23 protein-coding genes and 2 pseudogenes are annotated in these 26,476 nt (G+C 72.2%); 11 read left to right on the forward strand and 14 right to left on the reverse strand.

Annotated elements, in window-relative coordinates; translation table 11 throughout:
- Positions 1-3: 3 nt before the first annotated feature.
- The 4 genes from QSK45_RS00460 to QSK45_RS00475 are packed head-to-tail and all read right to left on the reverse strand — an operon-like array spanning position 4 to position 4,361.
- Positions 4-783, reverse strand: a complete 780-nt coding sequence (locus QSK45_RS00460; protein WP_285552049.1) for a CDP-alcohol phosphatidyltransferase family protein — start codon at positions 781-783, stop codon at positions 4-6.
- Entirely contained in the window at positions 761-1,822 is a 1,062-nt protein-coding gene (locus tag QSK45_RS00465; RefSeq protein ID WP_285552051.1) for an iron-containing alcohol dehydrogenase family protein, read from the reverse strand. The genes QSK45_RS00460 and QSK45_RS00465 overlap by 23 nt, the downstream gene beginning before the upstream one ends.
- Positions 1,810-2,562, reverse strand: a complete 753-nt coding sequence (locus QSK45_RS00470) for a phosphocholine cytidylyltransferase family protein (RefSeq protein ID WP_285552053.1) — start codon at positions 2,560-2,562, stop codon at positions 1,810-1,812. Before QSK45_RS00470 ends, QSK45_RS00465 begins: the two co-directional genes overlap by 13 nt.
- A complete protein-coding gene (locus QSK45_RS00475) occupies positions 2,559-4,361 on the reverse strand; it encodes a DUF5941 domain-containing protein (RefSeq protein WP_285552055.1) in 1,803 nt (600 codons plus the stop codon). Before QSK45_RS00475 ends, QSK45_RS00470 begins: the two co-directional genes overlap by 4 nt.
- 358 nt (positions 4,362-4,719) lie before the next feature.
- Here QSK45_RS00475 and galE point away from each other — a divergent pair.
- The 3 genes and pseudogenes from galE (at position 4,720) to idi (ending at position 7,609) form a co-directional block, all read left to right on the forward strand.
- A pseudogene (galE, locus tag QSK45_RS00480) lies at positions 4,720-5,693 on the forward strand (UDP-glucose 4-epimerase GalE).
- A 151-nt stretch (positions 5,694-5,844) separates the two neighbouring features.
- Entirely contained in the window at positions 5,845-6,786 is a 942-nt protein-coding gene (locus QSK45_RS00485) for a cation diffusion facilitator family transporter (protein ID WP_285552057.1), read from the forward strand.
- Positions 6,787-7,015: 229 nt separating this feature from the next.
- The gene (gene idi / locus QSK45_RS00490) at positions 7,016-7,609 is read left to right on the forward strand and encodes an isopentenyl-diphosphate Delta-isomerase (RefSeq protein ID WP_285552058.1); all 594 of its coding nucleotides are present in this window, start codon (positions 7,016-7,018) and stop codon (positions 7,607-7,609) included.
- 19 nt (positions 7,610-7,628) lie between these two features.
- On the opposite strand, the gene QSK45_RS00495 is transcribed toward idi, so the two are convergent.
- Positions 7,629-8,120 (reverse strand): ATP-binding protein, encoded by a 492-nt coding sequence (locus tag QSK45_RS00495; RefSeq protein WP_285553347.1) that lies wholly within the window; start codon positions 8,118-8,120, stop codon positions 7,629-7,631.
- Between the two features lie 154 nt (positions 8,121-8,274).
- Positions 8,275-8,850, reverse strand: a complete 576-nt coding sequence (locus QSK45_RS00500) for an HdeD family acid-resistance protein (protein WP_285552060.1) — start codon at positions 8,848-8,850, stop codon at positions 8,275-8,277.
- Between the two features lie 127 nt (positions 8,851-8,977).
- On the opposite strand from QSK45_RS00500, the gene QSK45_RS00505 reads away from it, so the two are divergent.
- The 3 genes from QSK45_RS00505 to QSK45_RS00515 all read left to right on the forward strand — a co-directional run bounded on the left by QSK45_RS00505 (position 8,978) and on the right by QSK45_RS00515 (position 10,857).
- The gene (locus QSK45_RS00505) at positions 8,978-9,727 is read left to right on the forward strand and encodes an enoyl-CoA hydratase/isomerase family protein (RefSeq protein ID WP_285552061.1); all 750 of its coding nucleotides are present in this window, start codon (positions 8,978-8,980) and stop codon (positions 9,725-9,727) included.
- Positions 9,728-9,753: 26 nt separating this feature from the next.
- Entirely contained in the window at positions 9,754-10,290 is a 537-nt protein-coding gene (locus tag QSK45_RS00510; RefSeq protein WP_285552062.1) for an AAA family ATPase, read from the forward strand.
- 279 nt (positions 10,291-10,569) lie between these two features.
- Entirely contained in the window at positions 10,570-10,857 is a 288-nt protein-coding gene (locus QSK45_RS00515) for a hypothetical protein (RefSeq protein ID WP_285552064.1), read from the forward strand.
- Between the two features lie 123 nt (positions 10,858-10,980).
- On the opposite strand, the gene QSK45_RS00520 is transcribed toward QSK45_RS00515, so the two are convergent.
- The 4 genes and pseudogenes from QSK45_RS00520 to QSK45_RS00535 all read right to left on the reverse strand — a co-directional run bounded on the left by QSK45_RS00520 (position 10,981) and on the right by QSK45_RS00535 (position 14,251).
- Positions 10,981-11,616, reverse strand: a complete 636-nt coding sequence (locus QSK45_RS00520) for a DJ-1/PfpI family protein (protein ID WP_285552066.1) — start codon at positions 11,614-11,616, stop codon at positions 10,981-10,983.
- A gap of 31 nt (positions 11,617-11,647) precedes the next feature.
- Positions 11,648-12,607, reverse strand: a complete 960-nt coding sequence (locus QSK45_RS00525) for a GlxA family transcriptional regulator (protein WP_285552068.1) — start codon at positions 12,605-12,607, stop codon at positions 11,648-11,650.
- Between the two features lie 368 nt (positions 12,608-12,975).
- Positions 12,976-13,044, reverse strand: a pseudogene (locus tag QSK45_RS38265) (hypothetical protein); the annotation flags it as partial.
- 97 nt (positions 13,045-13,141) lie between these two features.
- Entirely contained in the window at positions 13,142-14,251 is a 1,110-nt protein-coding gene (locus QSK45_RS00535; RefSeq protein ID WP_285552072.1) for a hypothetical protein, read from the reverse strand.
- Between the two features lie 92 nt (positions 14,252-14,343).
- Here QSK45_RS00535 and QSK45_RS00540 point away from each other — a divergent pair, with 92 nt between their 5' ends.
- Complete coding sequence (locus QSK45_RS00540; protein WP_285552073.1) at positions 14,344-14,535, forward strand: hypothetical protein; 192 nt, start codon at positions 14,344-14,346, stop codon at positions 14,533-14,535.
- A 70-nt stretch (positions 14,536-14,605) separates the two neighbouring features.
- Here the strand turns inward: QSK45_RS00540 and QSK45_RS00545 are convergent, their stop codons facing one another.
- Positions 14,606-14,812: a hypothetical protein gene (locus QSK45_RS00545; protein WP_285552076.1), complete on the reverse strand. Its 207-nt coding sequence runs from the start codon at positions 14,810-14,812 to the stop codon at positions 14,606-14,608.
- 193 nt (positions 14,813-15,005) lie between these two features.
- Positions 15,006-15,326, reverse strand: coding sequence for a hypothetical protein (locus tag QSK45_RS00550; protein WP_285552078.1), 321 nt, complete (start codon positions 15,324-15,326; stop codon positions 15,006-15,008).
- A gap of 1,196 nt (positions 15,327-16,522) precedes the next feature.
- On the opposite strand from QSK45_RS00550, the gene QSK45_RS00560 reads away from it, so the two are divergent.
- Together QSK45_RS00560 and QSK45_RS00565 are read left to right on the forward strand one after the other, a co-directional pair.
- Positions 16,523-18,961 carry a Tex family protein gene (locus QSK45_RS00560; RefSeq protein WP_285552082.1) on the forward strand — a complete coding sequence of 813 codons (2,439 nt, stop codon included), beginning with the start codon at positions 16,523-16,525 and terminating at the stop codon, positions 18,959-18,961.
- A 220-nt stretch (positions 18,962-19,181) separates the two neighbouring features.
- Positions 19,182-19,853 carry a hypothetical protein gene (locus QSK45_RS00565; protein WP_285552083.1) on the forward strand — a complete coding sequence of 224 codons (672 nt, stop codon included), beginning with the start codon at positions 19,182-19,184 and terminating at the stop codon, positions 19,851-19,853.
- Between the two features lie 54 nt (positions 19,854-19,907).
- Here QSK45_RS00565 and QSK45_RS00570 read toward each other — a convergent pair whose 3' ends face one another.
- Positions 19,908-21,548, reverse strand: coding sequence for an ABC-F family ATP-binding cassette domain-containing protein (locus tag QSK45_RS00570; RefSeq protein ID WP_285552084.1), 1,641 nt, complete (start codon positions 21,546-21,548; stop codon positions 19,908-19,910).
- A gap of 70 nt (positions 21,549-21,618) precedes the next feature.
- Here QSK45_RS00570 and QSK45_RS00575 point away from each other — a divergent pair, with 70 nt between their 5' ends.
- Positions 21,619-22,569 carry an FAD-dependent oxidoreductase gene (locus QSK45_RS00575; RefSeq protein WP_285552085.1) on the forward strand — a complete coding sequence of 317 codons (951 nt, stop codon included), beginning with the start codon at positions 21,619-21,621 and terminating at the stop codon, positions 22,567-22,569.
- Between the two features lie 96 nt (positions 22,570-22,665).
- Here the strand turns inward: QSK45_RS00575 and QSK45_RS00580 are convergent, their stop codons facing one another.
- Positions 22,666-24,639, reverse strand: a complete 1,974-nt coding sequence (locus QSK45_RS00580) for a Xaa-Pro dipeptidyl-peptidase (RefSeq protein ID WP_285552088.1) — start codon at positions 24,637-24,639, stop codon at positions 22,666-22,668.
- A 228-nt stretch (positions 24,640-24,867) separates the two neighbouring features.
- Here QSK45_RS00580 and QSK45_RS00585 point away from each other — a divergent pair, with 228 nt between their 5' ends.
- The gene (locus tag QSK45_RS00585; RefSeq protein WP_285552090.1) at positions 24,868-26,364 is read left to right on the forward strand and encodes a M1 family metallopeptidase; all 1,497 of its coding nucleotides are present in this window, start codon (positions 24,868-24,870) and stop codon (positions 26,362-26,364) included.
- The last annotated feature ends 112 nt before the right edge of the window (positions 26,365-26,476 follow it).

The raw sequence follows: 26,476 nt of genomic DNA on the forward strand, positions 1-26,476 counted from the left end.
CGCTCACTTCAGCCTGCTGGAGGCGAGGATGGACACCAGGTGCAGCAGGGTCTGCAGCAGGGCGATGCCGGCGAGGACGGCGGTGCCGAGCCGGGTGAAGAACAGGTCGCCGCGGATCTGGTCGGCGACGGCGAGGAGCACGATCAGCAGCGAGGCCTCGATGCCGAGGATGAGCCGGTGGAACTTGAGCGCCGAGGCGGCGCGGCGGGCCAGCGCCATGCCGGAGGAACGGGGCTCGGCGGCGGCCTCCTGCACCGGCGGCCTGCCCGTCTGGTGCCGGGCCACGCCGACCAGGTCGGTCTCCGCCTTGATCAGGATCGCGCCGAGCGCGGCCAGGGTGCCGAGGAAGGCCCACAGCCAGTCGATACGGCCGGTGCCCCACAGGTCGGCGGCGCGCAGCCCGAGGCCGACCAGCACGGCCGCGTCGGTCAGATAGGCGCCGACGCGGTCCAGGTAGACACCGGCGAGGGAGTACTGCTTGCGCCAGCGGGCGATCTCGCCGTCGACGCAGTCCAGCAGCAGATACAGCTGCGTGGCGACCACGCCGAGGATCGCGCCCGGGATCCCCGGCACCAGCAGGGCCGGGGCCGCGAGCACACCGCAGACGGTCATCAGGTACGTGAGCTGGTTGGGCGTGACCCTGGTGTTCACCAGGTAGCGGTCGACGCGCAGGGAGACCTCACGCATGTAGAGGCGTCCCGCCCAGTGCTCACCGCTGCGCCGGTCCTTCACCCCTGCGGGGTGGACGACCGGACGGAGTTCAGCTACCGATGGCCTTGACATAGTCGGCGTAGATGTCCTTGATCTGGTTCGGCTTGAGGTCGAGGTGTTCGAGGATGGTGTAGCGGCCGGGCCGGGTCTCCGGGGCGAACTCCACGGCGCGGACGAACTCGTCCACGGTGAAGCCGATCTCCTCCGGCAGCACCGGAAGACCGTGCCGGCGCAGCACCTGAGCCGTGTGCGCGGCCTCCTCGTGGGCCCCGCGCAGGTACATGGCGAAGGCCGCGCCGAGGCCGCACTGCTCGCCGTGGGCGGCCGCGCGCTTCGGGAACAGCAGGTCGAAGGCGTGGTTGATCTCGTGGCAGGAGCCGGAGGACGGCCGGGAGTCCCCGGAGATCGACATCGAGATGCCGCTGAGGACCAGCGCCTCGGCGAGCACCTGGAGGAAGCCGTTGTCGCCGATGCCGCCCGGGTGCCTGAGCACCGCCTCGCCGGCCTGGCGGGCCATGGCCGCGGCGAGCCCGTCGATCTTCTCGCCGTTGACCCGGTGGGACAGCTCCCAGTCCGCGATCGCGTTGATGTTGGAGATGGCGTCGCCGATGCCGGCCCGGACGAAGCGGGCCGGGGCCTCGCGGATGATGTCCAGGTCGATGACCACCGCGATCGGGTTGGGCACGCCGTAGGAGCCGCGGCCCGCGTCGTTGTCGAGCGTGGCGACAGGCGAGCACAGGCCGTCGTGCGCGAGGTTCGTGGGCACGGCGACCAGGGGCAGGCCGATGCGGGCGGCGGCGAACTTGGCGCAGTCGATGATCTTGCCGCCGCCGAGTCCGACCACGGCGTCGTAGTGGCCCGACTTCATCTCTCCGGCCAGTCGGATCGCGTCGTCCAGGGTGCCGCCGCCCACCTCGTACCAGGACGCGCCGGGAAGCGAGGGGGCGAGGCGCTCGCGCAGCTGGGCGCCGGAGCCGCCGCTGACGGCGACGGCGAGCCGGCCCGACTGGGAGATGCGCTCGTCGGCGAGGACACCGGCCAGGTCGTCGAGGGCACCCGGGCGGATGTCCACGACGACCGGCGACGGGATCAGCCGGGTCAGTAGCGGCACGCGATCTCCCGTCCCTTGGCCAGGTCGTCGTGGTTGTCGATCTCGACCCAGTCGACGTCGCCGATCGGCGCCACGTCGATCCGGAAGCCGCGGTCGACCAGCTCCTGGTAGCCGTGCTCGTAGAACTGCTGCGGGTCGGTCTCCCAGACCGTCTTCAGCGCGTCGGCCAGTTCGAGCGCGGCGTCGCCCTCGATCAGGGTCACGCCGATGTACTCACCGGTCGCCTCGGCCGGGTCCATCAGCTTGGTGATCTTCGTCATGCCCTTGGCCGGGTCGACGACGACCTTCATCTCCTCGTCCGCGAGGGACTTCACGGTGTCCAGCGCGAGGATGATCTTCTTGCCGTCGCCGCGGGCGGCCAGCAGCGTCTTCTCGACCGAGACCGGGTGCACGGTGTCGCCGTTGGCGAGGATCACGCCGTCCTTGAGCGCGTCCCGGCCGCACCACAGGGAGTAGGCGTTGTTCCACTCCTCGGCCTTGTCGTTGTCGATCAGGGTGAGCGTGAGGCCGTACTTCTCCTCCAGGGCGGCCTTGCGCGCGTAGACGGCCTCCTTGCGGTAGCCGACGATGACCGCGACCTCGGTCAGGCCGATCTCCGCGAAGTTGCCGAGGGTGAGGTCGAGAACCGTGGGCTCGCCCTCCATGCCCGCGGGCCCCACCGGCACCAGCGCCTTGGGCAGGGTGTCCGTGTAGGGGCGCAGACGCCGTCCGGCGCCGGCCGCCAGCACGAGGCCGATCATGCGGTTTCTCCTTCATCGTGTACGGCGGGCGCCCCTGCGGACACCCAGAAGCGGATGCTCTCCACGAGCACCAGCAGGGCGACGACCACGGCGAGCACCGTGAGCGCGGCCTTGAACTGCGCGGCGGTGAGTGCCGCGGCCAGGACGGTGACGAGCAGGGTGCGCCCGTCGTGCCCCCCGATGGAGCGCACCAGCCAGGCCGGGGACGCTCCGGCGTTGCCGCGGATGCGGTACACCGTGTCGTAGTGATGGTAGGCGACGGCCGCCACCAGCCCGAAAGCCGCCGGAAGCGCCCCGTTCACGCCCGCTTTGCCGGCGAGAGCGAGGACGGTGCCGTACTCGGCGGCGCGGAAGAACGGGGGGACCAGCCAGTCGAGGGCGCCCTTGAGGGGGCGGGCGACAGCGAGGGCCGAGGCGAGGACGTAGCCGAGGGCGCCGATCACCGGCACCACCGAGCCGTAGGGGGAGAAGGCCGAGCAGGCGACGACCGCGGCGCCGCCGAGGAGGGCGACGGCGGGGACGGCGAGTCCGGGCAGTCCCCGCCGGGCGACACGCCCGACCGCCTCGGTGAGCGGGCCGGAGTCGGCGAGGTCCGCGAGCGCCTGCGCGGCGCGGTCGGTGCGGCGCGCCCTGCGGGTCAGGGACCGCAGCACCCGGCCCGCGGTGGTGTACGCGGCGGCGAAGGCGCAGCCGACGAGCAGGGCGTAGAAGGTGATCCGGGGGGTGGTGAAGGCGGTCAGGACCGCGATCATCGCCCAGCGCTCGCCGATCGGCAGCACGATCATCCGGCGCACCCAGACCGTCCAGCCGACGCTGTCCAGCTTGTCGGAGAGGGCGGCGGTGGGGCTGGTGTTGGCGGTGGCGTCGTGGTTGGCCTCGTTGAAGGAGAAGTCGACCACGTGCCGGCAGGTCTGGAGGACCATCGCGCCGAGCGCGAGGGCCCATACGTCGTCATGGCCGCCGCGGGCCGCGCCCAGGGCGAGACCGGCGTAGTAGGCGTACTCCTTGGCCCGGTCGAAGGTGGCGTCGAGCCAGGCGCCGAGGGTGGAGTACTTCAGGGCGTAGCGGGCGAGCTGGCCGTCGGTGCAGTCCAGCACGAAGGAGGCGATCAGCAGCACGCCGGCGGCTATGAAACCGCCGCGGCTGCCGGTGGCCGCGCAGCCGGCCGCGATCAGCGCGGTGAGCAGCGAGGCGGTGGTGACCTGGTTCGGGGTCAGACCGCGACGGGCGCACCAGCGGGCGATGTAGCGCGAGTACGGGCTGACGCAGTGCGTGGTGAAGAAGCCGTCGCGGGACTTCACGGCCGACTTCAGGCGTACGGCCTCGTCGTCCACGGCGGCGACGGCCTGCCGGGCCTCGTTGCGGGCCTGCGGGTCGGTGGGCACGACGGCGACGAGGCTGCCCAGCTCGGGGCGGTGCACCTCGCTGCCGTCGGCGTCCAGCTCGGTGACGATGCGGTCGGCGAGGCTGCCGACGGCGACCGCGGTGCCGCCGCCCGAGGAGGTCTCGCGGGCCACGGCCCGGGTCAGCGCCTGCCGGGCGACCGGCTGGGCGGTGACGGCGCCGGGGACGGCGGCGAGCGGGAAGCGGGGGTCGGTCAGACCGAGGCGCAGGGCGTGCACATGACCAACGAACCCGGCGTCGACCACGGCGACGCGGTCACCGGCGGGGGCGGCGGCGAGCAGGGTCTCGGCCTCGGCGGTGCTCTCCGCCGTCCGGACGTCGAAGCCGAGGGACCGCAGATCGCTCTCGAGCGACGATCCGGGGACCGGCTGACCGGTGACGATGGCGGTCGGCAACCGAACTCACTCCCTGGGTGCCGGCGCGTCGGCACCGGTCTTCTGCGTGGTGGGGCGCGCCTTGCCTGCGGCGCCCGGCGGCATGTCGGCAGAGGGTATCGGATGAACGGAAGCCCGTGTTCACCGGCCGTTCACGGCCCGTCCCGCACCCGCTGCCCCGCCCTTTGCCGCGATCATCATGGGCGATCCGCCCCCGCCCCCACAAACCGCAGCCCCAGACCCGGGCAACCGGGACACGCGAGGCGACGAGGGGTACGCGAACGGTCGCCTACCGCTACCTCTGCGGTGGGCGGGCCGGTCGCCCGACACCGGGCGCCAACCGGAGCGGGCGGGCCCGCGGAGCATAGGGTGGGGAAACATGACGTGGCTGATCACCGGCGGTGCCGGATACATCGGGGCGCACGTGGCACGCGCCATGGCCGGCGCCGGAGAGAAAGTCGTCGTACTGGACGACCTGTCCGCCGCCGTACCCGCGCGGCTCCCCTCCGACGTGCCGCTCGTCACCGGCTCCACCCTCGACGCCACCCGCCTCAGCGAGGTGCTCACGGAGTACGGCGTCACCGGCGTCGTCCACCTCGCCGCCCGCAAGCAGGTCGGGGAGTCGGTCGCCGAGCCCACCCGCTACTACCGGGAGAACATCGGCGGCCTCGCGAACCTCCTGGACGCCATGGCCGCGTCGGACGTCCGCCGGCTGCTGTTCTCCTCCTCCGCCGCGGTGTACGGCAACCCGGAGGTCGACCTGATCACCGAGGACACCCCCTGCGCCCCGGTCAACCCCTACGGGGAGACCAAGCTGGCCGGCGAGTGGCTGGTCAGGGCGGCCGGCCGGGCGCACGGCATCTCCACCGCGTGCCTGCGCTACTTCAACGTGGCGCGGGCGCCGCGGCGCCGGAACTCGCGGACACCGGCGTGTTCAACATCGTGCCGATGATCTTCGACCGGCTCACCCGCGACGAGGCCCCCCGGATCTTCGGCGCCGACTACCCGACCCCGGACGGCACCTGCGTACGGGACTACATCCACGTGGCCGACCTCGCCGAGGCCCACCTCGCCGCGGCGCGCCGCCTCGCTGACGACGCCCCGGCCGGCGATCTGACGCTGAACATCGGCCGCGGCCAGGGCGTCTCGGTCCGGGAGCTGATCACGGTCATCGGCGAGGTCACCGGCGACCGCCGGGAGCCCGTCGTGGAGCCCCGCAGGCCGGGCGACGCGCCGCGCGCCGTGGCCTCGGCCGAGCGCGCCGCCCGGGAGCTGGGCTGGCGGGCCCGCCATGACGTGCGCGAGATGGTGCGCTCGGCGTGGGAGGGCTGGCGGCTGCACCACGCCGGGTAGACCGGCCTCCCCGGGCAGGCCGCAACGCCCTGACCAGCGGATCGTTTCCGCAGGTCAGGGCACATGACAACGGTGTTCACTACCGCGTTGCCCCATACCCCCCGCCCGTAGTTCACTTGGCCTCCGGACGACGCGGAAGGACGGTTCTGCCATGGGGGCTGGGCACGATCACGGGCACGCGCACACCCACGCGCCGCCCACGGGCACGGCCGCGGCCGCCTACCGGGGCCGGCTGCGGATCGCCCTGGGCATCACCCTCACGATCATGGTGGTGGAGATCACCGGCGGGCTCCTCGCGGACTCCCTCGCCCTGATCGCGGACGCCGCGCACATGGCGACCGACGCGGTGGGCCTCGGCATGGCGCTGCTCGCGATCCACTTCGCCAACCGCCCGGCGAGCACCAACCGCACCTTCGGTTACGCCCGCGCCGAGATCCTCGCCGCCCTGGCCAACTGCCTGCTGCTGCTCGGCGTCGGCGGCTACGTCCTGTACGAGGCGGTCCAGCGGTTCGTCACCCCCGCGGACACCCACGGCGGTCTGATGATCGTGTTCGGTGCGATCGGCCTGGTGGCCAACTCCATCTCGCTCACCCTGCTGATGCGCGGACAGCAGGAGAGCCTGAACGTGCGCGGCGCCTTCCTGGAGGTCGCCGCCGACGCGCTGGGCTCCGTCGCGGTGATGATCTCGGCCGCCGTGATCCTTCTCACCGGCTTCAAGGCGGCCGACCCGATCGCCTCGCTGATCATCGGGCTGATGATCGTACCGAGGACCCTCAAGCTGCTGCGGGAGACGCTGGACGTGCTCCTGGAGGCGGCCCCCAAGAACGTCGACATGGCGGAGGTCCGGGCGCACATCCTGGCGCTGGACGGCGTGGAGGACGTGCACGACCTGCACGCCTGGACGATCACCTCCGGCATGCCGGTGCTGTCCGCGCACGTGGTGGTCAGCTCGGAGGTGCTGAACGCCATCGGGAACGAGAAGATGCTGCACGAGTTGCAGGGCTGCATCGGCACCCACTTCGACGTCGAGCACTGCACCTTCCAACTGGAGCCGGGCGGACACGCGGAGCACGAGGCGCGGCTCTGCCACTGAGCCGGCGGTGTCCGGCCCACCGCGGAAGCCGTTCGGCCGGTCACCGAAGCCGTTCATCCGTTCGACAGCACGGGGACGGTTCCCCCCGGCGGCCGCAGGGCACGATGATTTATCAGGTCCCCCTTCCGGTGCCGTTGCACGCTCTGACATGCGGGTGTGCCGGGAAGTGCCGGGAGTGCCGGATTCGTACGGCAGACTTGGGGTGCGAAGAACGAGGCGAAGGATGGGTATGCCGATCACACCTGCCACCGAGACGCACAGCTCGTCGAACGGCGTCGCACAGGCGATCCTGCTGGAACTCGTCGACGAGAAGGGCGTGACGATCGGCACCGAGGAGAAGCTCGCCGCCCATCAGCCGCCGGGACAGCTGCACCGCGCGTTCTCGGTGTTCCTCTTCGACGAGCAGGGCCGGCTGCTGCTCCAGCAGCGGGCGCTCGGCAAGTACCACTCCCCCGGTGTGTGGTCCAACACCTGCTGCGGCCATCCCTACCCCGGCGAGGCCCCGTTCGCGGCGGCCGCGCGGCGCACGTACGAGGAGCTGGGCGTGTCCCCCTCGCTGCTGGCGGAGGCCGGCACCGTGCGCTACAACCACCCGGACCCCGCCTCGGGCCTGGTGGAGCAGGAGTTCAACCACCTGTTCGTCGGCCTGGTGCAGACGCCGCTCGCGCCGGACCCGGGGGAGGTCGCCGCGACCGCCTTCGTGACCGCGGACGAGCTGACCGAGCGGCACGCCAGGGACACCTTCTCCGCCTGGTTCATGACGGTGCTGGACGCGGCCCGCCCCGCGGTCCGGGAGCTGACGGGTCCGTCCGCGGGCTGGTGACGCCTCGCGGGCGTACGCCTCAGGGGCAGGCGGGCTTGAGCGGCAGGGCGGCCCAGATCACCTTGCCGCCGCTCGCCGTGTGCTCCACGTCGACCACCCCGCCCGCCTCCCGGGCCACCTCGCGCACCAGGAGCAGCCCCCGCCCACCGGTCCGGCCGTGATCGGCCTCCAGGGCCGTCGGGCGGTACGGGTGGTCGTCCTCCACGGACACCCGCACCCACTCCGCGCCGACCGCGACCTCCACGGCCAGCATGGGCGACAGGAGGGCCGCGTGCTTCACGGCGTTCGTGACCAGCTCGGAGACGATCAGCAGCAGGCCCTGCACCAGCTCCTCGGGGACCGGCACGCCCTGGCGCAGCAGCAGGTCCCGTACGGCGTGCCGGGCCTGCGGGACCGAGGCGTCCACCGCGGCCGCGGTGTACCGCCAGACGCCCTCGTACGGCAGCGGGTGGGGCGTCCGCTCGGCGCCCCCCGGAGGGCGCGGGCCGTCCCCGCGCCCGTGGTCGTCCATCGTCCGGTCGTCATCCTCGCGCTCGATTGTCACCACCCGTCGAGTGTTGGTAACGATCGGCACCGGTCCACGCACCTGACCAGAACTCGCCGGGTATCGAGCGCTTTCCGACCGACTGCTTATGACGACGTCACGTGTCGGACCGTTTGCGCACCTACCGCTGCTCGCTGACGAGGCCGACGATCCGGCGGCCGCCGTAGCCGGTGGCGATCAGGCCGAGCCCGTCGAAGAGCAGGGCGAGCGAGAAGAAGGCGCCGATGACGTACTGACTGCTGCTGGGCCAGTGGGCGAGGACCAGGATGCCGAGCAGCAGGTCGAAGACGCCGAGCAGCAGCGTCCAGCCGAACTGCGGGCCGCGCACGACGATGCTGCCGACCATCCGGAAGAGACCGGCGGACAGGAACAGCAGCGCGGCGAACATGGTCAGCGCGGCGGCGGCCGCGTGGGGCACCCGGATGACGACGACGCCGGCCGCGATGTTCAGGGCGGCGACGATCACGCCGAGCCAGAAGTAGTTGGTGCCGCGGGCCTGGATCGCGTGCGCCAGGCCGACGATCCCGCCGATCAGCAGCAGCCAGCCGAACAGCAGCATCGAGGTGAGCGTGGCCACCCCGGTGTAGACGAGGCCGACGAGTCCGGCGAGGACGAGGATCACACCGAGCACCGCGAGCAGGCCGAACCCCTGGCGCATCGACGTCGCCCTGTCCTTGGGCTTGCGTGCCCCGGTCATCGCCGCCTCCTCGACTGGCTCGCCGTACGAACCCGGTCGATCTCACCCTTTTATGAACCTTCCTTCACTTTTGTCCCCCTCGGGGGCGGTGTCGTAACTCCGGGGGCGTGCGGATAGCATCCGGCACATGGAGCCCCAGCTGTCCCACCAGGTCACCGACTCCGTCGCCACGGTCGTGATCCGCAATCCGGCCAAGCGCAACGCCATGACGGCCGACATGTGGCGTGCGCTGCCGCCGCTGCTGGCGGGGCTCGCCCGCGATCCCGGCGTACGGGCGCTGGTGCTGACCGGTGAGGGCCGGACCTTCTGCGCGGGCGCGGACATCTCCACGCTCCAGGGGTCGGCCGGTCCGGCGCAGGGGCTCGCGGTGGCGGCGGAGGAGGCGCTGGCCGCGTTCCCGAAGCCGACGGTGGCCGCGGTGCGGGGGCACTGCGTGGGCGGCGGGGTGCAGCTCGCGGCGGCGTGCGATCTCCGACTGGCCGAGGACGGCGCCCTGTTCGGGGTGACCCCGGCGCGGCTCGGCATCGTCTACCCCTCCTCCTCGACCCGCCGACTGGTGTCGCTGGTGGGCCCGGCCACCGCCAAGTACCTGCTGTTCACCGCCGAGTTGATCGACACGGAACGCGCGCTGCGCACCGGCCTGGTGGACGAGGTGCTGCCCGAGGGCGAACTCGACAAGCGGGTGGCCGAGTTGACCCGTACGCTCGTCTCCCGCTCCCAGCTGACCCAGGCCGCCGCCAAGGAGTTCGCGAACGGCCGCGAGGACCGGGACGGCCACTGGGCGGAGCAGGCCCGCGCCGGCGCCGACACCGCGGAGGGCGTGGCCGCCTTCCTGGAGCGCCGGACCCCCCACTTCACGTGGACACCGCCCGCCTGACGCGTCCGCGCCGCTAACCTGGCGGTGTGCGGGCGGGGAGCGAACGGACGCGGCTGATCGTGCTGCGCGGCAACAGCGCATCGGGCAAGTCGTCGGTCGCGGCCGGGCTGCGGGACCGGTTCGGACGGGGCCTCGCGCTGGTCGGGCAGGACAACCTGCGCCGGACCGTGCTGCGGGAGCGGGACCGGCCGGGGGCGGCGAACATCGGGCTGATCGAGCTGACCGCCCGTTACGCGCTGGACGCCGGGTACCACGTCGTCGTCGAGGGCATCCTGTACGCCGACCACTACGGGGCGATGCTCGCGCGGTTGCGCGCCGACCACCGCGGGCCGACGTACGGCTACTACCTGGACGTGCCCTTCGAGGAGACCCTGGCCCGGCACGCGACGAAGCCGATCGCCGGCGAGGTCGGCGAGGAGCGGCTGCGGGAGTGGTACCGGACGCGCGACCTGCTGCCCGGCGGGGTGGAGACGGTCATCGGGGCCGGGAGCGGGCTGGCGGAGACGGTGGACCGGATTCTGGAGGAGACCGGACTCGCGGGCCTTCCGGCACTCGACCGCTGAGGGCCCCCGGCCGCCGGGAACCCGGCGGGGGCGGCCGGGCGGCGCACGGACCGTTACTCACTTTCGGGTGAGCGCGGAGGCGCCCGAGGGCGCGAAAGCGCAGGAAGAGGGCGCATTCAGGGCATTAATGGTTGCTACAGGCGACCGTTACAGAAGTCTCTTATATCCGTAATGAAGTCGTGTGTCCCCGCGGTCGACCGGCGCGCGGGTCGCACGGTGGGGGCGTGCGGCCGACCGGTCGCCACAAACGCACACCACACCCTTGTGAAGGGGGACCTCGTGTCCGTTCTCGCCCCTGTCCGCAAACTGACCGCCGCCGGTGTCCTGGCCGCCGCCGTCGTGGGCGCGGCCGCCCTCCCGGCCGCCGCCGCGGGACAGCCCGCCGCCCGCCCGCACCAGGCGGTCTCCGCCGACGACGCACGGCACTTCCCTCACCCCGGTGACCGCTGGGGCCGTGACCACCGGTACGACCACGACCACCGTCACGACGGCCGGCGCTACGGCCACTGGCACGACTGGGACGGCCGCTTCGGCGACCACGACCGCCGCGGCCACCGCTGGCACTGATCGCGGCATCGGGACCCGCCGGGGCCGGGCAGGGCACGTCCTGCCCGGCCCCGCCGCGGGCGCGGCCGTCCGAGGGCACGCGCCGGTGCGCCGCGGCGGTCGCGGCGAGCGGGTGGCACGCGGCTACGTCAGGCTGAAGCGGCCGCCCGTGCGCAGTTCCTCGACCAGGTGGGCCGGCGCCTTTCGCGGGGACCCGGCGTCGTAGGGCGGCTGCGGGTCGTACTCGGTCAGCAGCTGGACGGCCTGGGCGTGTTCGTCGCCCGCGATCCGGCCGACCAGGGTGAGGGCCATGTCGATACCGGAGGAGACCCCGGCCGCGGTGACGTACTTGCCCTCGGTCACCACCCGCTCTCCGGTGGGCCGGGCGCCGTACTTCTCGAGCATCGGCAGCGCGGTCCAGTGGCTGGTGGCGCGGCGGCCGTCGAGCAGCCCGGCGGCGGCGAGCAGCAGCGAGCCCGAGCACACCGAGGTCGTCCAGGTGCTCGTCGCGTCGGCGGCGCGCAGCCACTCCAGCAGGGCCGGGTTCTCCAGCTGGGCCAGGGTGCCAGGGCCGCCGGAGACGACGACGACGTCCGGGTCGGGCATCTCGCGCAGAGCCCGGTCCGCGGTGACGGCGAGAAAGCCCGTGTCGGTGCGGACGGGTCCGGCCTGCTCGGCGACGAAGGTGAGGCGTGCGTCCGGGACGCGGCTGAGGATCTCGTAGGGGCCCACGGCGTCGAGGGCGGTGAAGCGGTCGTAGACGACCACGGCGATCTGCACGGTGTGTCCTTTCGGGTGACGGCGACGGTGCTCAGTCGACGGCGGCGGGGCGGAACCGGCGCCGGTACTCGGCCGGCGCGGTGCCGAACGCCTTGAGGAAGGCCCGGCGCATGGCCTCGGGAGTGCCGTAGCCGCTGGCCCGGGAGATCTCCTCGATGCCTCCGGGGGTGTCCTCCAGCAGCCTGCGGGCGTGTTCCAGGCGGACCCGGTCGACGTACCGGCCGGGTGTCATGCCGGTCTCGGCGCGGAAGGCGCGGGCGAAGTGGCGTGGAGAGAGGGCGGCGCGGGCGGCCAGGGCCTCGACGCCGAGATCGGTGTCCGGGTGCTCGGTGATCCACCGCTGTACGTCCCGCAGCGGCTCGCGCAGGGCGGTCTGGGCGGCCAGCTGGGCGCTGAACTGGGCCTGGTTGCCCGGCCGGCGCAGGAAGACCACGAGGTGCCGGGCGAGGGAGAGGGCGACGTCCCGGTCCAGGTCCTCCTCCACCAGGGCGAGCGCGAGGTCGATGCCCGCGGTCACACCCGCCGAGGTGGCGACGCGTCCGTCGCGGACGTAGATGGGCTCGGGCTCCACGCGGACGGCCGGACGCTCGCGCGCGAGCCGGTCGCAGTAGGCCCAGTGCGTGGTGGCCCGGCGGCCGTCGAGCAGTCCCGCGGCGGCGAGCAGGAAGGCACCGGTGCACACCGAGACCAGACGGGCGGGACGCGGGCCGTGGGCGCGCAGCCAGCCGACCAGCCGGGGGTCGGGATCGCGGGTGCCCTCACCGCCGGGGACCAGCAGGGTGTGCGGCTCCTTTGCCGCGGTGAGCGCCTCGTCCGGGACGAGCGTCAGTCCACTGGTCGTCCGCACCGGGCCGCCGTCCAGGGACGCCGTGCGGATCCGGTACGTGCCGGGCGCGTGCCGCTCGGCACCGGAGAACACTTCGAGGGGCCCGGTGACGTCCAGGCTCTGGACCCCGTCGAAGACGACGAAGAGGAGCGTGCGCTGCGGCATGTCGTCGATTCTTCGGGCGCGGGCGGATGGCCGCAATGACGTGTTCCCCACCTTTTCTGCCATACCGCACGGCGGGGGCTGGGGGCAGGGTCCCCAGTGGTTCTCGCCGAATCGTGCTCGCGCAGCATGCGCATGACGGTGGCCGGTGGCTGGGTGCCGGCCGCGCTTCTTGCCGGTGCGGAGGACGGGGCGAGCGGCGGTCTCGCGCAGCGAGAGGTGTTCGTCGTCACGCAGGCGCAGGGCGGTTTCGTCACGGATGTAGTCGCGCTCGGCCTCTGCCAGGGCGGCGAGCCGGGATGGCGTACGGCGGGGGTGGCGACGTGCAGCTCGGACGGGAGCGCGGGGGCGAGCTGGAAGCGGGCGGTGTGGTACTTGAGCGCGACCTTGCCGGGGGTGGTGCAGCAGGGCGAGCCCGCGGGGGCCTGACAGGTGGACATCGGGCAGGCGTGCGACTCGACGAGTCGGTGTCACGCGGTCCGGATGGCTTCTGACCGGGTCGGTCTCAGGGCGGGCCGCGGGTTGTGCCGCGGGTTGTCAGCCCGTCTGGGCCGTTCGGGCGCGGTCGGAGAGGAGTCGGGTGAGGCTTTCGAGGTCTTCGCTGCTGTAGCTGCGGCCTTCGCTGTCGTTGCCGACGACGATGGTGAGTACCGTTCCGGTGCGGACCACGGTGCTGCGGCTGGTGTGGGTGACGTAAGCGTCTCCCCGGCTCGTCGAGATCGAGAACGCTGCGACCTGGTCCCCGATCTTCGCCATGGTCAGTGTCCTTGCTCCTTGCTCCCGCGCCTTGAAGGTTTTCGCGTCGAAGGCCGTCTGTGCCGTGTCCTCGTCCGGGTAGGAGAACACCAGGAACTGGGTCTCCATGCTGAAGCTCCCCTGATACTCGGCGTCGCCTTCGAAGGTGGAGCCGTCATCCTGCGAGGAGACGTCTGCGGTGGCTGCTGAGACCTCGGTCCAGCCCGACGGCAGGCTTGTCGCGTCCGGCAGTACGTTGCGGACGGCCTCTGCATCGGCGAGTGGCATCGCGCGGTCCGCGTTGCCGGTGCCTGCTGTGCCGTTGCCCGTTTCGTTGGTGTCGGTCCCGGTCTTCTGTCGGCCCTGCCCCGGCTCCGGCCTGCCTGTGGTCTGGGAGCCTGGAGAGTCACCGTCCAGGGCTTGGATACTGCCGTAGACCAAGAGCGCCACCACGGTCGCCAGCGCGACACAGATCGTACCGAAGGCGGTGCGTCCCGCAGGAGTGTTGTTGAAGGTCACCGGCCCGAGCGAAATGGTGTTGCCGCGCACCCGCGACCCACCGTCGATCACCACACTGTTCTGGATGGTCTGCATGGGCGGCTCCTCGGGCGGCGGCCCGGCAAGGACCGGAGCAAGGGCCGCGGCCAGTGCGGCGGCAAAGTCCTGGTCGGCCGCGACTCCGGCGTTGAGCTCGTTGCGCAGCCCTGCGACGGCAGCCGGGTCATCGGGCCGCGCGTCCACAGCTGCCAAGGCCGCCTGTCCCGATGGCGTACCGCTGAGCCGCTGCCGTACGAGGTCGGAGACGGCCTGCCCGACTCCGGTGGCCGCCGCGGTGGCCGCGCCCCCGGCTAACTCTGTTACTACTCGCACGGTCTGTGACACGAGCTCCGTCGGGTCCATCGTTTCCCCCATGAGTCAGCTGTGTACATGCTAAGACCGGCGGTGGCCTCCTCCGAGGCAACTTACCGATGAGCGAAGCGAGTCAGCTGAATCCAGCCCCTGGAATGCGTTGCCCCAGATCCTCACGGACACCGAACGGGCACAGATTCCACGTCTACCAGTTCGCCGGCGACTACGACCCGGCCGGCTACCCCGCCGCCCTGCGCAAGCCGGCCCCGCCGGTGCGCTGGCGAGGGTCGGCCACCGAGATGACCGACCCGGTCCTCTCCCGTATCGATGCCGAACAGCTGGGGTGAGGAGAAGCAACTCGCCGGCTTCACGGGCCCGCCCCGGTGACCGCCGCAGCCTGCCATCGCGACCGGGCCGCTACAGCCCGGCTCCGGGATCCTCCATGCCTGCGGCCCGCGGCGGCCGGTGGCCATGGTCGTCGAGCCGGGCCAGTTCGTGTTCGTCGTCGACGGTGATGGAGCCGTCGTAGTTGACCACCGAGCTGCGGGACGGGGAGATGTGCGCCAGGACCTCGGCGTCCACCTCGCGGCCGGCGCCGCGCAGTTCGCCGACGGCCAGGGCCATGTCATCGGTGTGCCGGCAGACCACCCCGGTCCCGGCGCACTGTGCTGTCCGGCCCGGGTGGGGGGATCGCCGAGGTAAGCCCGGAAGCCGCCAGTAGTTGATCTTGGCAACAAACCGAAGGCCCGGTGCTCGTACGCTCCCCCCGACAGACACAGCGGCAGCAACACGAACACCGGGCCCGGGAACAGCAGCCTCAGCCCTCTTCCCAGTCCACGCTGCCCACACCCGTGCCGATCGGACCGTTGCACCAGGCGCCGGACCAGCCCTCCTGACCGGGATTCAACGTCACCCAGTCACCGTTATGGTCGGCCTCCCAGCCGCAGACCACCTTGGCGCGGAAGGCGACAGCTCGGTTGGTGTGGTTCACGCAGTGAGCGAAGCCATACGTTCCCTCATTGGCGACCCCGGTGTTACAGGTGAGTTCCTTGCCCTGCGCGCCGGCGGTCGACGGCCCGGCAAAGGACAAGAGCAGTGCCATGCCGACGAGCGTGGCAGCAGCAGCCTTACGGATCACGCGTATTCCTCCTTGCAGTAGCGCTGAACCTGAACCTAGAAGCGGTTGGCGTAACCCGCGAGGGCATACAGGAGTACGACGGGGCGCGCGGGATCACGACGGTGGCGCGAGGCAGAACGGACGCCGCCCGTACACGCCGGACTGCTCATCGGCGCCGTCGGCCCGGCGCCGTTTCGGGCGGACCCGCCCGAAACGGCGGGCGGCTCCGGTCAGCGCGCCGACCCGGGCCCGAAGGCCGGGGCTATCCGGCTTCGGGGATCAATGGAACCGTGATCATCGGCGAGAACGATCACGGAGCCGGAGCGGGGACAACGGCTGACGCCGAGCCGTTGATCTCGGGCCAAGGAGCACAGGCCGGAGGCTGACCGGGCCAGCGCCGGATCAGTGAGCCGTCACCTGAAGTACACCGCCGTTTGCGGCTGGCGACAGGGTTTTTACCAGCACCCCAACGACACAGAGCTGAATGGGTGACGGCCGATGACAGCCGAACTCAAGATCAACTACTGGCGGCTTCCGGGCTTACCTCGGCGATCCCCCGGGTGAGGGAGGGCGCCCAGAGTCCGTAATCCTCCGTGGCCCGCAGCGTGCGCGGCTGCGGGTGCTCTGGGCTGGGAAACGGCCTTGAGGATCAATCGAGCCGTGGTCGGCGCTGAGGTTGATCATGGTCACTTAGCGCAGCTCCGGGATGCGGCGTCAGGTTTCCCTGGAAGCCCGTTGCGGGGCGCGGAACCCGGGGGCAGGACCCGCACGGTGCGCACCGCGTCGGCGCCAGCCGACTCGTTGGCCGTGGCGACGATCCGCTCGGTGATCAGGCGGAGCCGGGTGGCGTACGCGGGCGAGTCCGGCAAGTAGCTCTCTGTAATCAGAATGACGCTCGGTCAGGGAGAACAAGGCGGGGGCCGGGGACTTCGCCGACCTGGAGGGAGGCGAGGTCGGCGGGGGCCCGTTCGACGGCTTCGGGGCTGCTCACGGCCTGGAGCGCGGAAGGCGATCGCGGAAGCCGCCAGGACCGGATCCGCTCCCTAGGACCCTGGCACCGGCGTTCCGGGCGCCCGTCCGGTCGTCCGGCGGGGTGTCGGCCGCCCCGGGCGGGACGCTTCGGATCGCGGGGCGCCACGTGGTGCCCTGATCCCCGGTCGTCGGTGTCACCTGCCACAATTGCCGCGCAACCTCAGTGGAGAAGGCGGTACGGGATCGTGACGACACCCGGGTCCATCGAAGCAGGATCCATCGAAGGCAGGATCGCCGAGGAACTCGGCGTACGGGAGCGGCAGGTGACGGCCGCGGTGGAACTGCTCGACGGCGGTTCGACCGTGCCCTTCATCGCCCGCTACCGCAAGGAAGCGACCGAGATGCTCGACGACGCGCAGCTGCGCACGATCGAGGAGCGGCTGCGCTACCTGCGGGAGCTGGAGGAGCGGCGGACCGCGATCCTGGAGTCGGTGCGCGAGCAGGGCAAGCTCACCGGGGAGCTGGAGGCCCGCATCCGCGGCGCCGAGACCAAGGCGCGCCTGGAGGACATCTACCTCCCGTACAAGCCCAAGCGGCGCACCAAGGCGCAGATCGCGCGTGAGGCCGGCCTGGAGCCGCTGGCCGAGGGCCTGCTGGGCGACCCGACGGTCGAACCGCTGTCGGCGGCCGCCGCGTTCGTGGACGCGGACAAGGGCGCCGCCGATCCGGGGGCCGCCCTGGAGGGCGCGCGGGCGATCCTCGCCGAGCGGTTCTCCGAGGACGCCGACCTGATCGGCGAGCTGCGCGAACGCATGTGGGTGCGCGGGCGCCTCGCCGCGAAGGTGCGGGAGGGCAAGGAGGAGGCGGGCGCCAAGTTCGCCGACTACTTCGACTTCGCCGAGCCGTTCACCGAACTGCCCTCGCACCGGGTGCTGGCGATGCTGCGCGGGGAGAAGGAGGAGGTGCTCGACCTCGTCCTGGAGCCGGAGGAGCCCGCCGACTCCCCGTCGGTCCCGTCGTCGTACGAGGGCATCGTCGCGCACCGCTTCGGCATCGCCGATCGCGGCCGCCCCGCCGACAAGTGGCTGACGGACACGGTCCGCTGGGCCTGGCGCACCCGCATCCTGGTGCACCTCGGCATCGACCTGCGGCTGCGGCTGCGCACGGCCGCCGAGGACGAGGCGGTGAACGTGTTCGCGGCCAACCTGCGCGACCTGCTGCTCGCCGCCCCGGCCGGCACCCGCGCCACGCTGGGCCTGGACCCCGGTTTCCGCACCGGGGTGAAGGTCGCCGTGGTCGACGCCACGGGCAAGGTCGTCGCCACGGACGTGATCTACCCGCACGTCCCGGCCAACAAGTGGGACGAGGCGCTCGCCAAGCTGGCCCGGCTCGCGAAGGAGCACGCGGTCGAGCTGGTCGCGATCGGCAATGGCACCGCGTCCCGCGAGACCGACAAGCTCGCCGCCGAACTCATCGCGAGGCACCCGGAGCTGAAGCTCACCAAGGTGATGGTCTCGGAGGCCGGTGCCTCGGTGTACTCGGCATCGGCGTACGCCTCCCGGGAGCTGCCGGACATGGACGTGTCCTTGCGCGGCGCGGTCTCCATCGCCCGGCGGCTGCAGGACCCGCTGGCCGAGCTGGTGAAGATCGACCCGAAGTCCATCGGCGTCGGCCAGTACCAGCACGACCTGTCCGAGGTGAAGCTGTCCCGCTCGCTGGACGCGGTGGTCGAGGACTGCGTGAACGGCGTGGGCGTGGACGTCAACACCGCGTCCGTGCCGCTGCTGGCCCGCGTGTCGGGCGTCTCGGCCGGGCTCGCGGAGAACATCGTGGCGCACCGGGACGCCAACGGGCCCTTCACCTCCCGTTCGGAGCTGAAGAAGGTGGCGCGGCTCGGCCCGAAGGCGTACGAGCAGTGCGCGGGCTTCCTGCGCATCCGTGACGGCGTCGACCCGCTGGACGCCTCCAGCGTGCACCCGGAGTCGTACCCGGTGGTGCGGCGGATGGTGAAGACCACCGGCCAGGAGGTGGCCTCCCTCATCGGCAACACGGGCGTGCTGCGCTCGCTGCGGCCGGCCGACTTCGTGGACGACACCTTCGGCCTGCCGACCGTCTCGGACATCCTCAAGGAGCTGGAGAAGCCGGGCCGCGACCCGCGTCCGGCCTTCAAGACGGCCACCTTCAAGGAGGGCGTGGAGAAGATCTCCGACCTGTCCGCCGGGATGGTCCTGGAGGGCGTGGTGACGAACGTGGCGGCCTTCGGCGCGTTCGTGGACATCGGCGTCCACCAGGACGGCCTGGTGCATGTGTCGGCGATGTCCCGGACGTTCGTCAAGGACCCGCGGGACGTGGTGAAGCCGGGTGACATCGTCAAGGTGAAGGTTCTGGACGTGGACATCCCGCGCAAGCGGATCGGTCTGACCCTGCGCCTGGACGACGAGGCGGCCCCGGGGGCGCAGCCCGGCGGCAAGCGCCAGCGCGGCGGCGCCCGGCCGCCCCAGCAGCGGCAGGGCGGGCAGGGCCAGCGCCAGGGCGGCCAGGGCGGCCAGGGCGGCCAGGGGCAGGGTCAGCGGCAGGGCCGCGGCGGGGGCGACCGGGGCGGACGGCAGGCGCCGGCCCCGGCCAACAGCGCCATGGCGGACGCGCTGCGCCGCGCGGGCCTGCTGGACCCGAAGCAGCGCTGACCCGCGCACGGAGCACACCCGTTCCGGGTGAAGGGCCGGAGCCGCGGCTCCGGCCCTTGCGCGTCCCGTGCACCGGTGGACATCGACAGAAACAGACTTTTCCCCGTATCGAGGGGTTTGGCGCCAGGAAACACATGAAGCGGGCACACCGCCCACCCGCCGCCTCCACACTCGCTTCTGTGCACGTTGACGGTGCACGCGAAGCGATGGGGAGGACTCTGTGTTCCGCACCACGAAGCAGCGCCTGGCGGCCTGCACGACCGCCGCGGCACTCGCCGCCGCGGCGGCCTCGTTCGCCGCTCCGACGGCGGCCACCGGTGCCGCGGTCCGCGGTGAGCTGACGTACGGCAGCATCATCCTGCTCCAGAACCAGTACGGCGGCGACGGCGGCTACCTCGACACCAACGGTGTCTCCACCCAGCCGGGCGCCACCTACAACGTGAGCACCAACAACCGGCCCAACAGCCGCGGTCCGGCCACCTCGGAGTGGCGGGTCGTCTCCGCCACCGGGAAGGCCACCGGCTCCCGCGTGCTCAGCGGTGACGTCGTCTACCTCATCAACCAGTACGGCAGCCACCACACCTACCTCGACACCAACGGCGTCTCCGGCCAGGCGGGCGCCAAGTACAAGGTCTCCGCCACCACGACCAAGGACCGCGGTCCGGGGACCGGCAAGTGGCACATCTTCGGCGTGCGGTCCTCGCCGAACGACGGACACATCCGCACCGACGACATCGTGCGTCTGCTCAACGACTACGGCTCCGCCAACGGCGGCTTCCTCGACACCAACGGCGTCTCCCACCAGGGCGGCGGCGCCAAGTACAGCGTGTCCACCAGCCCGTACAGCGACCGCGGCACCGGCACGGGCTCCTGGAAGGTGCTGCCCTCCTGACCACCCGTCACACGCCGTGCCCCGGGGAGCGGGGACTTCCCGGGGCGCGGCGTCTCAGTGTTCGGTCACCTTGCCCGCCGCGACCTCCCAGCGCCGGGTCACGCGCACCGCGTCCAGCATGCGGCGGTCGTGGGTCACCAGCAGGAGGGTGCCCGCGTAGGCGTCCAGGGCGGACTCCAGTTGCTCGATGGCGGGCAGGTCGAGGTGGTTCGTCGGCTCGTCCAGGACGAGGAGGTTGACGCCCCGGCCCTGGAGCAGGGCGAGGGCGGCACGGGTGCGTTCGCCCGGGGAGAGGGTCGCGGCCGGGCGCAGCACATGGTCCGACTTGAGACCGAACTTGGCGAGGAGGGTGCGGACCTCCACCGGTTCGGTGTCGGGAACGGCCGCGCAGAAGGCGTCGAGCAGGGTCTCTGGGCCGTGGAACACGCCCCGGGCCTGGTCGACCTCGCCGACCAGCACGCCCGAGCCGAGGACCGCGTGCCCCGCGTCCAGCGGGACGCGGCCGAGCAGGGCGGCCAGCAGGGTCGACTTCCCCGCGCCGTTGGCCCCGGTGACCGCGATCCGGTCGGCCCAGTCGATCTGGAGGCTGACCGGCCCGAAGGTGAAGTCGCCGCGCCGGATCTCGGCGTCCCGCAGCGTGGCCACCACGGCGCCCGAGCGCGGGGCGGCCGCGATCTCCATGCGCAGCTCCCACTCCTTGCGCGGCTCCTCGACCACCTCCAGGCGCTCGATCATCCGCTGGGTCTGCCGGGCCTTGGCCGCCTGCTTCTCGCTGGCCTCGCTGCGGAACTTGCGGCCGATCTTGTCGTTGTCGTTGCCCGCCTTGCGCCGGGCGTTCTTGACGCCCTTGTCCATCCAGGACCGCTGCATCTGCGCCCGGTCCTGGAGGGCCGCCTTCTTGTCGGCGAACTCCTCGTACTCCTCGCGGGCGTGCCGCCGGCCCGTCTCGCGCTCCTCCAGGTACGCCTCGTAGCCGCCGCCGTAGAGGTTGATCCGCCGCTGTGCCAGGTCGAGTTCGAGGACCTTGGTGACGGTGCGGGTGAGGAACTCGCGGTCGTGGCTGACGACGACGGTGCCGGCGCGCAGCCCGGTGACGAACCGCTCCAGGCGCTCCAGACCGTCGAGGTCGAGGTCGTTGGTGGGCTCGTCCAGGAGGAAGACGTCGTAGCGGGAGAGCAGCAGGGAGGCGAGGCCCGCGCGGGCCGCCTGGCCGCCGGAGAGGGAGGTCATCGGCTGGTCCAGGCCGACGGCGAGGCCGAGGGAGTCGGCGACCTCCTCCGCCCGCTCGTCCAGGTCGGCGCCGCCGAGGCCGAGCCAGCGCTCCAGACTCGCCGCGTAGGCGTCGTCCGCGCCGGGCGCGCCGTCGACCAGCGCCTGCGTCGCGTCGTCCATGAGGCGCTGCGCCTCGGCGACGCCGGTGCGCCGGGCCAGGAACTCCCGCACGGTCTCCCCCGGCCGGCGCTCGGGCTCCTGCGGCAGATGGCCGACCGTCGCGGCGGGCGGCGACAGCCGCAGTTCGCCCTGCTCGGGCGCGACGAGTCCGGCGAGCATCCGCAGCAGCGTGGACTTGCCCGCGCCGTTGGCGCCGACCAGCCCGATCACGTCGCCGGGCGCCACGACGAGGTCGAGCCCGGAGAAGAGCGAGCGGTCGCCGTGCCCGGCGGCGAGGTTCTTGGCGACGAGGGTGGCAGTCATCAGGAGGACGATCCTAGTGCGCCCGCCGCCGGTCAGGGCCTATGGTCCGGATGTGAACAGCGTGCACAGCATGGACAGCGTGAACCGTGGGACGGATGACGAAGTGATCGTGGTCGGCGGCGGGGTCGTCGGGCTCACCACGGCCGTGGTGCTGGCCGAGGCCGGGCGGCGGGTCCAGGTGTGGACGCGCGAGCCCGCCGAGCGGACCACGTCGGCGGTCGCCGGCGGCCTGTGGTGGCCCTATCGCATCGAGCCGGAGCCGCTCGTCGGCGAGTGGGCGCTGGAGACCCTCGCCGTGTACGAGGAGCTGGCGGCGCGGCCCGAGGAGACGGGCGTACGCCTTGTCGACGGCGTCCACCAGGGGGCGCGGCTCGACGAGCTGGGCGGCTGGGCGGCCCGGGTGCCGGGGCTGCGGGCCGTGCCGGACGGGGTGGCGGCGCGGCTGCCGGTGATCGACATGCCGACGCATCTGGCGTGGCTGCGCGAGCGGCTCGTGAAGGCCGGCGGCACGGTGTCGCTGCGCGAGGTCGCGGATCTCGCCGAGGTGCCCGCCGATGTGGTGGTCAACTGCACGGGACTCGGGGCGCGTTCGCTGACCGGGGACGCCACCCTGCGGCCGGTGCGGGGGCAGCTGGTGCTGGTCGAGAATCCCGGGATCGACACGTACTGCACGTCCGTGGACCATGCGTCGCCGGTCGCCGCGTATTTCATTCCGCAGCCGTACGGGTTGATCCTCGGCGGGACGGCGCAGGAGGACGACTGGTCCCTGGAGCCGGACCCCGCCACGGCCGAGGAGATCATCGCCCGGTGCGCGCGGGTGCGGCCGGAGATCGCGGGGGCGCGGGTGCTGGGGCACAGGGTGGGCTTGCGGCCGTACCGGGACGTGGTGCGGCTGGAACGGCAGCCGCTGCCGGGCGGGCGCACGGTGGTGCACTCGTACGGCCACGGCGGCGCGGGTGTCACGGTGGCCTGGGGGTGCGCTCGGGAGGCGGCCGGGCTGGTTCCGGGGACGAGCGCGTAAGCGTTCGGGGGACGTGCGGACGTCGGGGGACCCCGGGGTTCCGCGGGCTGGTCGCGCGGTTCCCCGCGCCCGGGGGAACCGCGCGGACCTCAGTCGTCAGTCACCGGGGACGTGGCTGGTCGTCCGCGGGGCGCCCACGCCCTTCAGGCGGCTCGGGACGGGAGTCGTCGTCGTGCCCGTCGTCGCGCGGGCGAACGCCTGCGCCCCGCCCACCAGGGGCAACCGGGCCGAGGTGCCCGCGAGTTCGACCGCCACCGTCGGCTTCGTGGACGGCGGGTCGATCAGGCCCCGGTCCGTGCCCGCGATGATCAGGGCGAGGCGGTGGCCCCGGGGGACGACGTGGTCGGTGGCGGCCAGGGTGAGGGTCATGGTGTAGGACCTGCCCGGGGTGAGCGGGACGCCCTTGGCGAGGGAGGCGTAGTGGCCGAGGTCGGCCCAGCCCCGGCTGAAGACCGTGTAGTCGACGTCGGCGGTCTTCGCGGCGGTCTCCAGGTAGCAGGCGCTGTCGCCGGGCGTGCTCGCACCCCAGCAGGTGCGGTTCTCCAGCGTGGTGATGCCCTCGGCGTCGTCGGCGTAGTCGCGGATGGTGTCCGGACCGACGTCGACCAGGACGGCGGAGAGGTGGGCCGAGGCGGTGGTCGGGGTGGCGGTGACCGTCACCTGGGACATGCCGGACACGCGCAGGTCGTGGGTGAGCGGTGCGGTGAGGAAGCCGGTCTTCTCCGAGGTGGGCGTGATCAGGTGTGCCGCCCAGTCGGTCTCGCCGAGCTTCGGGTCGTCGGTGAAGGTCTCGGTGCCGGCGGCCGGGCGCGGGCCGAGGGTGCCGACGCCGGATACGGCGCCGGTGGCCGGGTGGAGGGTGGTGGCACGGGTGCCGGTGGGCGGCCAGGTGGCGGAGGTGACCCACTGGTCGGGGTGGCGCTCGATGTCGGCGGTCGGCTCGCGGTCGATGCCGTTGTCGTAGCCGAGGAGTTCGTGGTCGAACCAGCGGTGCAGGGTGTCGACCCAGGCGCCGCGCCGGTAGTCGAAGGGGTCGACGTGGCCGGTCTGGGACAGCCACAGCTTGCGCTCGACACCGTTCTTCGCCAGCGCGTCCCACCACTGGCCGAAGTGCTTGGTGCGGACGTTGAGGTCCTGCATGCCCTGCGCCACGAACACGCTGGCGCGCACCTTGGCCGCGTCCTTGACGTAGTCCCGCTCGGTCCACAGCGGGGTCCAGTCGCCGCTGCGCGGGCTGCCGTCGGCGAGTCTCCTCTGCTCGGCCGCGCAGTGGGCGCGCGCCGCGTCGCTCTCGACGTAACCGGCGAGGTCGTCGGGACCGCCGTCGTAGAGCGGGGCGCCCTGGGCGAAGTAGTAGTCGTACCAGGAGGAGATGGCGCTGATCGGCACGATGGTCCTCAGGCCCTTCACGCCGGTGGCGGCGACGCCGTTGGCGATGGTGCCGTCCCAGCTCTTGCCGATCATGCCGGTCCTGCCGTTGGTCCACGTGGCCTTGACGGTCCGGGTGCCGGTGCGACTCGTGTACGCCCTGGCGCGGCCGTTGAGCCAGTCGATCACGGCCTTCGCGGACTGGATGTCAAAGCGACCGCCGACGTCGACGCAGCCGTCGGAGCGGTTGGTGCCGGCGAGGTCGACGCCGACGAAGGCGTAGCCGCGGGGCACGAAGTAGTTGTCGTAGAACAGCGGCATCCGGACGACGTGGCCGCTCGCGTCGTACGTCTTGACCTGGCTCTCGTTGCCGCGCCCGCAGCAGGAGTAGTAGGGGCTGGCGTCCATGACGACCGGCACCTTGCGGCCCTCGCGGGCCGGTTCCGCGGGACGGACGATGTCGGCGGCGACGCGGTCGGACGTGCCGTCGCCGTCCTCGTCGAGGCCGGTGTCCACCCATACGGACTCGCGGACGGCGTGGGCGTAGGAGTAGATCGGCCGGCTTTCCCGGGGCGGCGCGGCCTGGGCGGCGGCCGGGGCGAGGAAGGCGGCGAGCAGGGCGGCGACGGCCGCCGTCGCGAGCGCTCGCCAGGGGATGCGGCGCGTGTGCAGCGGCGCCCGGACAGGTGTGCTCTTCGGCATGCGCGGACGGTACTCCCGCCAACTCCCGTGCAGAAGAGCGCGTTACGGCACCCGGGTGGCTCGTTGCGGCCGAATGGCGATCGTGTGACAGCGGGGGGCATGGACAGCGCGAGGGGCACAGGGCGTGAATAGGCTCCGGACAGAGATCTCCGCGCGGAGTGCTCCGCACGCGTCCTTCACGCCGAGGTCTTACGAACGGACCCGCAGTCCCGACGACTTGGAGCTGACGTGCACCGCAGAATCATCGCGCCGGGCGCACTGGCGGCGGCCTCCCTCCTGCTGGCGATCCCGGCATCGGCCGCGAGCTACTCCCCCGGCGCGCCGGGCATCGGCGACCCCTACTACCCGTACTACGGCAACGGTGGCTACGACGTCTCGCACTACGACCTGCGGCTGCGCTACCAGCCGACGACGGACGAGTTGCAGGGCACCGCGACGATCCAGGCGCGCACCACGCAGGACCTGTCCCGTTTCGACCTGGACTTCCTGCTGGACGTGAGCGAGGTGCGGGTCAACGGCGAGAGGGCCTCCTTCGCCCGTGCCGAGCAGCACGAGCTGGTGGTCACGCCGAAGAGGCCGCTGCCCGAGGGCACGCCGCTCACGGTCGTGGTCCGCTACCGCGGGGTGCCGTCCACGAAGAGCGCCTACGGCTTCACCACCTGGCACCGCACGCCGGACGGCGCGGTCGCGGCGGACGAGCCCGAGTCGGCGTGGTGGTGGTTCCCGAGCAACGACCACCCGAGCGACAAGGCGACGTACGACGTCTCGGTGGCCGTGCCGGACGGCACCCAGGCGGTATCCAACGGCACGTTGCGGTCCACCGATGCGAAGCGGGGCTGGACCCGCTACTCCTGGCGGCAGGACCGGCCGCAGGCGACCTATCTGGCCACTCTCGCGATCGGCAAGTTCGACATCACCACGAGCCGTTCGGAGCGCGGGGTTCCGGTGATCAACGCCTACAGCAAGGACCTGGGCGCCGGCGCCGGGGCCGCGCGGGCGAGCGTGGAGCGCACCGGCGAGATCGTCGACTGGCTCAGCGACTACTTCGGGCCGTATCCGTTCGCCACGGCGGGCGGTTACGTGCCGAACACGACCACCGGGTACGCGCTGGAGACGCAGACCCGTGTCTACTACAGCCCCAAGCAGTTCGCGAAGGGCTCCAACCCGTCGTTGGTCGTGCACGAGCTGGCCCACCAGTGGTACGGCGACGACGTGTCGCTGAAGGGCTGGAAGGACATCTGGCTCAACGAGGGCTTCGCGACGTACGCGCAGTGGCTGTGGTCCGAGCACGAGGGCGAGGGCACGGCACAGCAGCTCGCCGACCACGTGTACTCCTCGCACGCGGCCGACGACCCCTTCTGGACCGTCAAGCCCGGTGATCCCGGGCCGGACGACCAGTTCGACGACGCCGTCTACGACCGGGGCGCGGCCGCGCTCCAGGCGCTGCGCGACGAGATCGGCGACGGCGCCTTCTTCCGCATCCTGAAGGGCTGGCCGAAGGCGCACGCCTACGGCAACGCCTCCGTGGCCGACTTCGAGAAGTACGCCGAGAAGATCTCCGGCAAGCCGCTCGCGGGGCTCTTCGACACATGGCTGTACGAGCCGACGAAGCCGTCGGCGGGCGCGGCGCGGTCCTTCACGGCGACGGACGCGGCGGCGCCGCTGCCGAAGTCCTGGAACCAGATCGAGGCGGCCCACGGGGGCCACGGCACGCTGAGCCGCTGAGCCGCTGCGTGCGATCGGCCCGGCGTTCCCCGGGTGACAGCGTCCCGGTTCATCGCGCCCGCGCGATGGACCGGGAGGGCCGGGGGGCGGGACGGGGCGTGCGGGGCCCGGG

The organism is Streptomyces hygroscopicus subsp. hygroscopicus (assembly GCF_030269125.1).
GTDB classification, from domain to species: Bacteria; Actinomycetota; Actinomycetes; order Streptomycetales; family Streptomycetaceae; genus Streptomyces; species Streptomyces hygroscopicus_C.

Coding starts and splice junctions, on each gene's coding strand:
- QSK45_RS00495 (WP_285553347.1), bottom strand. CDS start 8,120: ATGGACGACCACGGGCGCGGGGACGGCCCGCGCCCTCCGGGGGGCGCC.
- QSK45_RS00485 (WP_285552057.1), top strand. CDS start 5,845: ATGGGGGCTGGGCACGATCACGGGCACGCGCACACCCACGCGCCGCCC.
- QSK45_RS00545 (WP_285552076.1), bottom strand. CDS start 14,812: ATGGCCCTGGCCGTCGGCGAACTGCGCGGCGCCGGCCGCGAGGTGGAC.
- QSK45_RS00535 (WP_285552072.1), bottom strand. CDS start 14,251: ATGGGGGAAACGATGGACCCGACGGAGCTCGTGTCACAGACCGTGCGA.
- QSK45_RS00570 (WP_285552084.1), bottom strand. CDS start 21,548: ATGACTGCCACCCTCGTCGCCAAGAACCTCGCCGCCGGGCACGGCGAC.
- QSK45_RS00470 (WP_285552053.1), bottom strand. CDS start 2,562: ATGATCGGCCTCGTGCTGGCGGCCGGCGCCGGACGGCGTCTGCGCCCC.
- QSK45_RS00505 (WP_285552061.1), top strand. CDS start 8,978: ATGGAGCCCCAGCTGTCCCACCAGGTCACCGACTCCGTCGCCACGGTC.
- QSK45_RS00500 (WP_285552060.1), bottom strand. CDS start 8,850: ATGACCGGGGCACGCAAGCCCAAGGACAGGGCGACGTCGATGCGCCAG.
- QSK45_RS00580 (WP_285552088.1), bottom strand. CDS start 24,639: ATGCCGAAGAGCACACCTGTCCGGGCGCCGCTGCACACGCGCCGCATC.
- QSK45_RS00460 (WP_285552049.1), bottom strand. CDS start 783: ATGTCAAGGCCATCGGTAGCTGAACTCCGTCCGGTCGTCCACCCCGCA.
- QSK45_RS00540 (WP_285552073.1), top strand. CDS start 14,344: ATGCGTTGCCCCAGATCCTCACGGACACCGAACGGGCACAGATTCCAC.
- QSK45_RS00525 (WP_285552068.1), bottom strand. CDS start 12,607: ATGCCGCAGCGCACGCTCCTCTTCGTCGTCTTCGACGGGGTCCAGAGC.
- idi (WP_285552058.1), top strand. CDS start 7,016: ATGCCGATCACACCTGCCACCGAGACGCACAGCTCGTCGAACGGCGTC.
- QSK45_RS00575 (WP_285552085.1), top strand. CDS start 21,619: ATGGACAGCGTGAACCGTGGGACGGATGACGAAGTGATCGTGGTCGGC.